The sequence below is a fragment of the Microcoleus sp. Pol1C5 genome (assembly GCF_036701115.1).
Classification (GTDB): Bacteria; Cyanobacteriota; Cyanobacteriia; order Cyanobacteriales; family Microcoleaceae; genus Microcoleus.
The window spans coordinates 1-10,706 of sequence record NZ_JAUBQE010000100.1 but is presented as its reverse complement, the minus strand read 5'-3'; the positions used below and the strand labels follow the sequence as shown (position 1 = coordinate 10,706).

The window sequence follows — 10,706 nt, the reverse complement described above, 5'->3', positions numbered from 1 at the left end:
ATCTAGGGAGTAGGGTTTCATTTTTCTCTTTCTTATCACCTCTACTATTGTACCTAATCGTTAAGCAAAGTGCTGTAGTTAAACTAACCGACGACCAATTTTATCAATTGTGTCGCGAAAACCCGATGTCAAATTTGAGCGCAATGCCAAAGGAGAAATAATCATCAGGCCACCTACCGGAGGAGAAACAGGAAATTACAACTTTGAAATAGCTACTGATTTGGGAATTTGGAACCGACAAACCCAACGGGGAATTTGTTTCGATTCTTCAACTTGCTTCAAACTGCCCAGCGGTGCAAATCGTTCTCCCGATGTCTCTTGGATAAAAAAGGAAAGATGGGACGCACTTACTGCCGAACAAAAACAAAAATTCCCTCCCATCGCCCCCGATTTTGTCTTGGAATTAATGTCGCCCACCGATAGTTTAAAAGATGTCCAAGACAAAATGCAAGAATACATGAATAACCAAGTAAAACTAGGCTGGTTAATCAACCGCAAAACCCGCCGAGTTGAAATCTATCGCCAAGGACAAGAAGTCGAAATACTGGAATCTCCTGCAGAACTTTCAGGAGAAGATGTTTTACCGGGTTTCGTGCTAAACTTGCAGCTAGTCTGGCAATAACTAACAAGTCTTCATCCATCAGCGTCTATTGACGTTCATTTGCGGTTAAAAAAAATCTAATGGAAACTAAAGAAACCACTGGCTTAACAGCCGAACAGCACAAACAGAAAATGCAGCGCCGCCAAGAAGTGCAATCACAGCGAATCGCTAACTCCTCCAAAGAAAAAGGTTTAATTATAGTCAATACGGGCAACGGTAAAGGCAAAACCACGGCCGCTTTGGGAATGGTTGTGCGATCGCTCGGTCACGGATACCGCGTCGCCATAGTACAATTTATTAAGGGAGCTTGGGAACCTGCAGAAAAAGCCGTTTTTCAACTCTGGGAAAAACAGCTAGAATTCCACGCAATGGGGGAAGGCTTTACCTGGGACACGCAAGACCGCGATCGAGATATCGAAACAGCTCAAAAAGCCTGGGAAAAATCCCTAACTTTCATCTGCAATCCCGAATTTAAATTAGTTCTTTTAGATGAAGTTAATATAGCATTAAAACTAGGTTATTTGCGCGTAGAGCAAGTAATCTCCGGGTTAGAAAAAAAACCAGAACAAACCCACATTATTTTAACAGGCAGAGGCGCGCCAGATGCACTAATTGAACGAGCCGATTTGGTGACAGAAATGACATTAGTTAAGCATCCATTCCGAGAACAAGGTATTAAAGCTCAACCAGGTATTGAGTATTAATGTTTTGTGCAGTCAGGACTTTTTCACCAATCTCACATCTAAAATCTTAAATGTATCCTAAGCTGGCAACGTTAAAGTAAAAGTTGACCCCTTGCCAAACTCGCTACTCACAGTAATTTCTCCCCCCAGCATCTGAGAGTATTTCTGCGCTATTGCCAAACCCAAACCCGTACCTCCGTACTTGCGGGTAGTCGAAGCATCAGCTTGCGTAAAAGGTTGAAATAACTTTTGTAGCTGTTCAGGAGTAATCCCAATTCCCGTATCCGTACACTTAATAATTAATTGTTCTGAATCCCAACTATTCTCGTCATTTTTAATTTTTTCAACGCTGAGTGTAATTGTCCCTTTATGAGTAAACTTAGCTGCATTGCTGAGCAAATTAAATAAAATTTGAGTAAACTTAATTTGATCGGAATACAATTCGCCCATATTATTAGGACACTCCACATTCAGGCGATTAGTGTTTCGTAAAAATAGCGGTTCAACAGTTCTGGCTACATCTTGAACTGCCTCCGACACGTCAAAAGTTTCTAATTCAAGTTCCGCGTGACCGGCTTCAATCTTCGACAAGTCCAGAATATCATTAATTAAGGAAAGTAAAAGCTGGCCTGAATTGTGAATTCTCTCCAAATCCGACACAAAATTTTCTTCGCCCAAATCTAAAGCCTCTTCTTGCAGAATCTCGCTGTAACCGATAATCGCATTCAGAGGAGTTCGCAGTTCGTGGCTCATGTTAGCCAAAAACTGACTTTTAGCCAAATTAGCTGCTTCTGCGGCTTCCTTTGCCTTGTATAGTTCTGCCTCGGCTTGCAAGCGGTTGGTCACGTCGAGAGCCAGCACTAATTCAGCATTTCTGCTATCAAATAGCATGGCATAAGAAGTAATTTCAACATCAATAATTGTTCCGTCTTTTTTCTGGTGCTGCCACACACCTGCAAACTCAATACCGGCATCTACTTGGGAGAAATTTTCTAGCAATCTCGGCAGCTCTTGGGGGGGGCGAATGTCCGCAACGGTCATGTTGAGAAATTCGTCGCGAGTGTAGCCGTAGTGTTTGACAGCAGCCTGATTGACGGCTATAAATTCCAGAGTTTCTAAATCGTAAACCCACATCGGATGGGGGTTATTTTTAAACAAAAGTCTGTAGCGTTCTTCCGAGGCTCGCAGTTGGGCTTCGGCTTGTTTGCGCTCAGTAATGTCGCGGACAACCGTGCAAATAATCTCGCGGCCGCCGTAGGAAATCACGCTCCCGCTCACTTCCACATCCACGCAGGAACCGTCTCGGCGACGGTAGAGAACTTCGCCAATTCTGAATTGTTTGTCCGTCAGCAGCAACTCGATATTGTTGTCAATTAGGTCTTTAGAGTAAGCGATGATATCGTAAATAGTTAGTTGCGAAATCGCATCAGGACTGTAATCGAGCAAGTCTCTAAACGCTGTATTGGCTTCCAAAAGGCGTTTGGTTTGAGCGTCCCACAGGAATATACAATCTGTAGCTTGCTCGACTACGGCTCGGTATCGGGCTTTTTCCTCAAGTTGTTCGCTTTCGGCTTGGGCGATCGCACTCAACATTCCGTTGATAGTATGGGCAAGGTCGGACAACTCGTCTTCGCCCGTAACCGGCAGTCGCACCGAGAGGTCTTGGCTGCTGCTGACGTGGTTCACTGCTTTCGCCAAACCGCTCAACCGAGACAGCACCAGACGCTCTAGCAGTAGCAGAGTGCAGCCGACCAACCCAACTCCCGCTAACGCTACAGACCCCAGCAGGTACAGCAAACTAATTTGACCTTGCCGATATATTTCTCTGGGGATATCAACCCGCAATAGCAGCGCAGGTTGGTTGTAAATATCGCGGATCAGAGCGTAACCCGCGATCGACTCTTCGCTTAAAGGACGCACCAAAATTGGTTTTTTTTCCGACAGTTTCTCCCGCATTTGCTGAAAGTCAGCAGGCAAATTAGCCTCATTCACGCTGTGTACGATCAGCGGCAAGCGAGTAATTTTAGAAACCTTCGCAATGCCTGCAGCATCCAAATTGCGCCCGAATATCAGCGTACCTCGGATCGGGCCGGTGCTTTTAGTCGTGAGAATAGGCCGGGAAGTAATCAGTATTGGCCCTGACGGTAGCAGCAGGATACCAGCGAGGCTGCTTTTGGCGTTGGGGTGCTGCAACAGCGGGTCGCTGAGAGAAATGCGCCGTTTTAATGCTTCTGGAACAGGCGTTAGTTTCAGCTTTTCGCTGTCTAAACCCGTAGCATAAACTATTTTGCCAGAAGTATTGACAAAAATGGCTATATTAACTCTTATATTAGCCAGCCCTTCTGGAATTAAATTAGAGGCAATGTATTCTGAGTTGCGGTTTTGGATAAAGTCGTAGGTGTCGTCCCAGGACGACCAGTCGGCAAAGCGCGAGTTGAATTCGTCTGCGGTTTGCCCGAACACGCTGAGCACTCCCTTGACAACCTGTGTGGCTTCTTGTTCCTCTGCTTTGATCATGCTGCCCAAGAGGATGCTTGAGGAGGCGACATACAGAATTCCAGTCAATCCAGCGATGGTAATGCCAATGATCGATAGTGTTTTCCGACGCAGTTTCATCTTGCCATGTGTGTGGTGTCCGTCCGAAATTCTCAACTCAGGAGCAATTTTACTACTGTTTCCTGAACCCTGAGCGAAAGCAATTTGGTCCGGGGACTCCCGATGTATCAGTGGGGTTGCTTTCTTCAAATCTAAAATCTAAAATCGATTGACTGGTGGCGCAGCGCGTGTTTCCTACTTTTCCCACACCTGCTGTTGGTGAGATTCTTTGCAAATACCCAAGATGCGCCGATCGTTGTCGCTGATGGTGGAAATTGGGTAATATTGTTGCAGGTTTACGGAGTAGGGAGAGCGACTGCCGTCGTAACTGTCCACTACTATTAAATTTAACTGAGTTCGATCGCTTGTGCCGTAAAAACAGTAAAAAGCAGACCGAGGCAGGTAAAAAGCGCCGACTACCTTACTCTGCCGCATTTCAAATACAAAATATTCTTGTTTAATTTCCTCTGGCTTGCTCGACTGGCCGTAGAGGTAAATGCCATCTGCTAAACCTGTGCTAGCTGTATCTGGCTCAGGATTTGGCGGAGATTGCGAGCTTAAAACGCCGGATTTGATGTCCGAGTCGTGTGCCCGGCGTGCGGGGAATGCGATGCTCAAGTTACCGGGCCAGAGAGCAAGCACGATCGCGATCGCTTCTAAACTTTGTGTCAATATCAAATAAGTCAAAACCACTCCAGACCCCAAAATTTAAAATAGCTGGTTCCAAACGCCTCTTGTACCAGTTTCACAAAGATTGTAGAGAAACCGGGTATTTTGCTTAATGTTGGCTATTAACTTGAAGGAACGATCGCCCGCCCGATGCCTGAACTTAAATCTAAGATTAGTTGTGATAAATTTTGCGTCCACCCTGATTGGGAAATCCACCCGTCCAATAATACCATTTTAGATTTTAAGTTTTATAGTCTTGGACGCATGTACTACGATTTTCTGTCCGAAGACAACGTAGTCAACCAATCTCAAACCCTTGATTTAACTTCGATAGTGCGTCAGTCCTGTTTGAGATTAAAGAATGCAGTAATTGGGAACGCCCTATTGCCTAATGGTTTGAATTGCTGGCCTACATTAACATTCTTTTTTTAAACTGGTATAGACATAAAAAAAGTTGAGATTTACCAAAATCTCAACTTTTTTATTAGTGACTAACTAGCCAAGTATTCTCGAACTTGAGATTGGCGGCGCCGCAGGTGGGCAAGGGCTTGATGTTCTAGCTGCCGCACCCGTTCCCGACTGAGATTTAACCGTTCTCCGACTTTCGCCAGAGACATTTCTGTGCCGTCCTCCAAACCGAAGCGCAGAATTATCACATCTCGCTGCTGGGGGGTCAGTTCTGATATCAAAGTATCGAGGTCTTGCCGCAGCAACTCCGAGGTAATGTAGTTGTCTGGAGATGCAGTTTCGTCTTCTAAGAGTTCTTGCAGTTCGGTATCTTGGTTGTCTCCTACCCGCAAGTCCAAAGAAACTGGATGTCTTGCCATCAGCAGGTATTCCCGAATTTGGGAAGGGTGCAGTTCCAAAGCTGCAGCAATTTCGGCAGGAGAGGGAGACCGGCCCAACTGCTGGGTAAGTTCCCGCTGCACTTTTTTGATTTTGTTGAGTTTTTCGGTGATGTGAATTGGCAATCGAATTGTGCGGGCGTGTTGGGCGATCGCGCGGGTAATTGCTTGGCGAATCCACCAGTAGGCATAGGTAGAAAATTTGTATCCCCGCATCGGATCAAATTTTTCGACTCCTCGTTCTAAACCAAGGGTGCCTTCTTGAATTAAATCCAAGAATTCCATATTGCGTTTCTGGTATTTTTTGGCGATCGCCACTACTAGCCGCAAATTCGCTTCAATCATCTTTTGCTTGGCCCGCCGCCCTATGTGTAAGATCCGGCTAAGTTCAGGTTCGGTCAACTCCATTTCGGCAGCCCACTCTTGATTCGTCAGATCCCGCTGCCATTCTTTAGCAAGTGCTTGTTTTGCTTCGATTAATTTCATCATTTGCTGCACCTGCTTCCCGAAAACAATTTCTTCTTCTCGGGTTAGCAGGGGTACGCGACCGATCTCGTGCAGATAGGTACGAACCGTATCCGTTGAGGAGTATGGCCGGCTGCCCATGCGATCGGCTTTCACTGTTTTGTTTTTGGGGGTTGTGGTGGACATGGGTGAGTATTGCACTCCTTGTAACAACAGATAAAAAGTTGGTGATACCCTCTCCCACTTTTACAAGTGGGATAAAGACTGCGACAAGGGGGATGTTTTCCCTCCTGTTTATCGGTGAGGATCGGTAGAAGCTTTTTGTTTGGGATTACTTTTGTGCTGGATTTTCCAGTAATCGCCGTCGATTTTCGGTAGCTCGCTAGCTTTAACGGCTAGTTCAAGGCGAAGTGAAGCAAGAGTTTAGTTTTCTCAATATTATTCCCAATTTTGAGGATCGTAAAGGGTAAAAACCTCTGTCTTAAGGTCAAGATTCTACATTTTTCCTTAAGGTTTTGAATTCCCTGTTAGTTTTAACTGCCACTCAACTTCACAATACTCATGCAAACAGACTCATGCAATTCGAGGGCTTTGTTTTGCTCTCTGTTCCATCATCGCTTGAAATTTTCTCCCTGCCTAGATGGTGGGATGCGAGATAACCGAACTCGATCGCCCTATTAGATGGGAGTAACTGTTTAAAATATTTGTTGACATTTTTATTTAAATATGCTAATCAAATTCTGCTACGACTAACGACAAGGTGTATAAAGGCTGGCTGTTGCCCTGTTTGACTTTCATTGTGCCCCTAGGCTCCATCATCTCCATCATGTTTAAGCTTATGCAAATTTTGTGTAGTCAGGGATGAGGGGTGAGGGGGTGAAAGGGGAAAAGGTTCTGACTGAAAGCTGGGGCCTAATTTTTTTGAGGTTCGATCGCTCTTTTTCGTTTATAACGGAGGCAAAAACAGGCAAAAATCTGATATTTCTGTCATTGCCAGCGATCGCCAATTTTTTGCAATAACTAATTTACAGTAACATTTGCCTAAGTTCTGTAATGAATCTAGCAGTTGTCAATCTAAAATCCCAAATCCATTTTAGCAGCTTCTGCCTCGGCAAATACTTGTTCATCGGGCATTTCTTGCCAGTCAATATCCCCAATTTCTCTGTAGAATTGCTCGTCGTAAGGACGAGTTTGCACGACTACGGGCATGGGTACGGCGTGCCCCAAAACTAATGCTTGCTGTTTGGAGTCGAGTTTTGCCAAAACTGAACGCAAACTCTGCCCTCCTGAAACGCCGGTGAAAATAGCGTCGATGTCTTTATCGTCGTTTAACAAGGCTGTAATGCGGGTGCCTACTTGCGACATGACTTCGGCATCGATGCCGGAGGGACGCTGGTCTACAATCAGTAGGGTGACAAAGTATTTTCGCATTTCTCTGGCAATTGTCCCGAAAATAGTCGATCGCACGATCGCCGGATCGAGAAAGCGGTGAGCTTCTTCAATGGTAATCACCAACGGCTGCGGGCGATCGCACGGATTTTTACTCTGCAAAAACTTCTCTGCTTTCCGCACGTAAGCTTGGTGAATGCGGCGAGTAATCACGTTTGCAGCCAACATATAGGACAGCAAATCCGAGTGCGAACCGAACTCAATTACTACATTTTTTCCACCATCCAAACACTGTAAAACTTCAGTTACATAATTTTTTGGACAGCGTTTCCGAATGTATTTCAAATCATTGAGTCGCTCTAACTTTCGCTGCAAAGCCATAATCGAAGACTTATTTCCCCGCTTTTCTTCGCAAAACATTTGGATATCTTCGTTGGTCATTTCCAGCAACTTGTTGATCCAACCACTGCCCAACTCATTTCGCAAAATAATCGCATTTTCGATACTAGCTTCCGACAAATTTAGCTCGCGCTGCACTAGCGCGATATCTTCCACTTCAATTTGATCGAAACTTAAAAACAACTCTTGAGCGTCGCGGACTCCCCGGCGTTTGGTCGATTCTGGATCGAGGGTATAAATCTGAATTTTATCGGGAAACAACTGCCGCAAACCTTTAACAGTGCTGAACTGTTTCCCTTCCGAAACAGCTTCCCACCCGTACTCCGAGTGCATATCAAAAATTAAATTAACCGCAGCTTGCTTGCGAATAATTCCCGACAATAGCAAGCGCGTCAGAAAAGATTTTCCCGTTCCCGACTTCCCAAAAACGCCGTTGCTGCGTTCCACAAATCGGTCTAAATCCAAGCACACAGCAACGTCCATGTCAATCGGTTTGCCGATCGCAAAATTGCGGCGGTACGGGTCATCTTCCCAGCCAAAAACTGCCCGAAAATCAGTTTCTTTGGCATCAAACACCTGCGAAAAGTGGCTGGGAATAGTTTTGACAGGCAGCAACTCAATATCCGCGCCGGTTTGTGACTCAAAAGAAGCCAAATTTCCTAACGCCAGCTTATTCTCGCGAACTCCGCCGTTTTTCGTCGGGTCGAAAATTGCCTGCTGTTTTTCTCTCTCAGCAGTCAACATCAACATCGGCGACAGTTCGATCGTACCGTAGGTGCTGCTGCCTGCTAGCACGGCGAGAAGAAAATCGTCGTCGGGATTGGGAGGATTCGATAAAATGCGGGCGCTAGAAGTTCCGAGAGACACGTCGGTGAGCATACAGAAAAAGTGCGATCGCACCCCCCGCACTACTAGAAATTTCCCCACCCTCATATCTTCCACCGAAACGTCGGCGTGCAGTCGCACTTCTAATCCCTTGCTCAGGGAACCTTGAATAACAGAGCCTAACGGTCGATCCATTTTAGATTTTAGATTTTAGATTTTAGATTGTTAATAATCGAGCAATTTTCGCTGGGCGATTTTTTATTTTAGATTTTCGATTGTTAACAGTCAACTAATTACCATTCCGATTCTAGTGGCAATTCAAAATAACTCGGACTCAGATGTATATCGGTCAAATCGGTTTCGCTCAAATAAGCGTCGGTCAAAAATACCCCTTTTAAACTTGCGCCTTTGAGGTTAGTACCTTTCAGGTTAGCACCTCTGAGATTAACTCGGAATAAATGAGCATCGCTCAAGTCTGCCTCAGTTAAATCTGCTCCCTCCAAATTAACTCTCATCAAATCTGCTTTTCTGAGGTCAGCTTCGTTTAACTTAGCGCCGCTGAGGTCAGCTTTTGTCAAGTCTACACCTCTCAAGTCTGCCCCGCTCAAGTTAGCGAACAGCAAAGTAGCTCCCGTGAAATCTGTCTCCCTCAAATCGGCATCCCTTAAATTAGCGCCGCTGAGGTCAGCCCTTGTTAAGTCTACACCCCGGAGGTCAGCAGAACTCAAGTTTACTTGGTGTAAAATTGCGCCGCTTAAATCGGCTCCTCTCAAATCTGTTTCCTCCAAGTTTGCACCTTTGAGGTAAGCTTTTTTTAAGCTAGCTCTGCTGAGGTCTACATTTTTGAGATTGACCGAAGTTAAGTTAGAACCGCTCAAGTTAGCTCCGCTTAAATCTGACCCGTTTAAGTCGGCTCCGGTTAAGTTTACCCCTTGCAGCGATACATTGGGAGCAATTAAATAAGCTCCGCCCAGAGCGGGGTCAATGCCTTCTGAAAATAATGTTTTGTTGCTGTAAACAGCTTTCTCCAAAATCGTGCCGCTCAAACTAGCTTCCCTCAAGTCCGCTGCGCTGAGGTTGGCTCCTGCTAAGTTTGCCCGATCGAGTTTTGCGCCAAATAAAATAGCTTTGTATAAGTTTGTCCGCCGCAAATCGGCTCCTTTTAAATCGGCTTCGGTCAAATCTACCATAGCCAGATTTAAGCCAGGGAGCGAAGCATTGGGAGCTAGCAAAAATGCTCCCAGTGCACCCGGATCAATATCATCGGGAAAGATAGTCCGGTTGTTGTATACAGCCTTGTCTAAAATCGCCCCGCTCAACTGAGAACCGCGCAAATCTGCCCCGCTAAGGTTGGCTCTGGTTAAGTTGGCTTCGTGAAAATTGGCTCCAACTAAATTAGCCTTGATCAAACTTGCTTGTTTGAGGTTGGCGCCCGTGAATTCGGCTCCTACGAGATTAGCTTCTCGCAGGACAGCACCAGTCAAATCAGCTCTAGTGAGGTTAGCTAAATTAAGAAATGATTCAGCTAAATCCGCCCCGCTGAGATTAGCACCGCTGAGGTCGGCTTCAATCAAGTCTGCATACCTGAGCATAGCGCCACTGAGGTTGGTTTCTCGGAGATCCGTGCCTCGGAGGTTGGCTCCCCGGAGTTCCGCACCGCCAAGGTTGGTACCTTTAAGTGCTTGTCCCCTGAGATCGAGTCGGTGCAGAAAGTCACCAACGTTCATTTCCATGTCAAATTTACCCTCTCTATTCCGATACTTTTTTCCTAACCTTTGAAATCAAGTTAGATATTCTGAAAGTACCTTTGCTGAGTTCTGGTCAAAACCATTGTAATCATCAACAGCCACAACTGGTGCATCTGGCGGATAGTGTTCTGGAATATCGTCAATGGCTACCCAAGGTGAATTTTCTGCTTGATTTTGTCGAAGATACTCAAGAACTTCCTGGTGTCGTAAATATTTGTGTTGGTGAATATTTTTGGGGTTGAGAAAAGGGGTGAATCCGATAATACGGATAGCGATATCTGGTGAAAATAATGGCGGGATTACCTCGAAAGGAAATATTTCACGCCAGGAAGATGAAATTACTACTCGCGCGTTAGGATAGGAACGAAGAACATTTTCAAAGTGATTAAGGCAAACTGAATTAAATTTCATTATACAGCACTTTGCGTGACTAAAAGGTACAGTAACAGCAGTGAGCAAAATAATTTTCGATTTGCTTACTTGAACA

7 protein-coding genes and 1 pseudogene are annotated in these 10,706 nt (G+C 45.3%); 2 read left to right on the top strand and 6 right to left on the bottom strand.

The window, feature by feature from the left end:
• Positions 1-47 precede the first annotated feature (47 nt).
• Together QUA23_RS29940 and cobO are read left to right on the top strand one after the other, a co-directional pair.
• Positions 48-622 (top strand): annotated as a pseudogene (locus QUA23_RS29940) (Uma2 family endonuclease).
• 59 nt (positions 623-681) lie between these two features.
• Positions 682-1,305: a cob(I)yrinic acid a,c-diamide adenosyltransferase gene (gene cobO, locus QUA23_RS29935; protein ID WP_333079494.1), complete on the top strand. Its 624-nt coding sequence runs from the start codon at positions 682-684 to the stop codon at positions 1,303-1,305.
• Between the two features lie 57 nt (positions 1,306-1,362).
• Here the strand turns inward: cobO and QUA23_RS29930 are convergent, their stop codons facing one another.
• The 6 genes from QUA23_RS29930 to QUA23_RS29905 all read right to left on the bottom strand — a co-directional run bounded on the left by QUA23_RS29930 (position 1,363) and on the right by QUA23_RS29905 (position 10,678).
• Positions 1,363-3,900: a CHASE4 domain-containing protein gene (locus tag QUA23_RS29930; protein WP_333079496.1), complete on the bottom strand. Its 2,538-nt coding sequence runs from the start codon at positions 3,898-3,900 to the stop codon at positions 1,363-1,365.
• Positions 3,901-4,074: 174 nt separating this feature from the next.
• On the bottom strand, positions 4,075-4,572 hold the full coding sequence (locus QUA23_RS29925; protein WP_333079498.1) for a hypothetical protein: 498 nt from the start codon (positions 4,570-4,572) through the stop codon (positions 4,075-4,077).
• 467 nt (positions 4,573-5,039) lie between these two features.
• The gene (locus QUA23_RS29920) at positions 5,040-6,044 is read right to left on the bottom strand and encodes an RNA polymerase sigma factor, RpoD/SigA family (protein WP_333079500.1); all 1,005 of its coding nucleotides are present in this window, start codon (positions 6,042-6,044) and stop codon (positions 5,040-5,042) included.
• 888 nt (positions 6,045-6,932) lie between these two features.
• Positions 6,933-8,666, bottom strand: coding sequence for an ATP-binding protein (locus QUA23_RS29915; RefSeq protein WP_333079501.1), 1,734 nt, complete (start codon positions 8,664-8,666; stop codon positions 6,933-6,935).
• Positions 8,667-8,764: 98 nt separating this feature from the next.
• A complete protein-coding gene (locus QUA23_RS29910; RefSeq protein ID WP_333079503.1) occupies positions 8,765-10,204 on the bottom strand; it encodes a pentapeptide repeat-containing protein in 1,440 nt (479 codons plus the stop codon).
• A 48-nt stretch (positions 10,205-10,252) separates the two neighbouring features.
• Positions 10,253-10,678 (bottom strand): HAD domain-containing protein, encoded by a 426-nt coding sequence (locus QUA23_RS29905; protein WP_333079504.1) that lies wholly within the window; start codon positions 10,676-10,678, stop codon positions 10,253-10,255.
• Positions 10,679-10,706: the final 28 nt, after the last annotated feature.

What these genes read in the sequence shown, in the direction of transcription:
- cobO (WP_333079494.1), top strand. Translation starts at nt 682, where the DNA reads ATGGAAACTAAAGAAACCACTGGCTTAACAGCCGAACAGCACAAACAG.
- QUA23_RS29930 (WP_333079496.1), bottom strand. Translation starts at nt 3,900, where the DNA reads ATGAAACTGCGTCGGAAAACACTATCGATCATTGGCATTACCATCGCT.
- QUA23_RS29920 (WP_333079500.1), bottom strand. Translation starts at nt 6,044, where the DNA reads ATGTCCACCACAACCCCCAAAAACAAAACAGTGAAAGCCGATCGCATG.
- QUA23_RS29915 (WP_333079501.1), bottom strand. Translation starts at nt 8,666, where the DNA reads ATGGATCGACCGTTAGGCTCTGTTATTCAAGGTTCCCTGAGCAAGGGA.
- QUA23_RS29910 (WP_333079503.1), bottom strand. Translation starts at nt 10,204, where the DNA reads ATGGAAATGAACGTTGGTGACTTTCTGCACCGACTCGATCTCAGGGGA.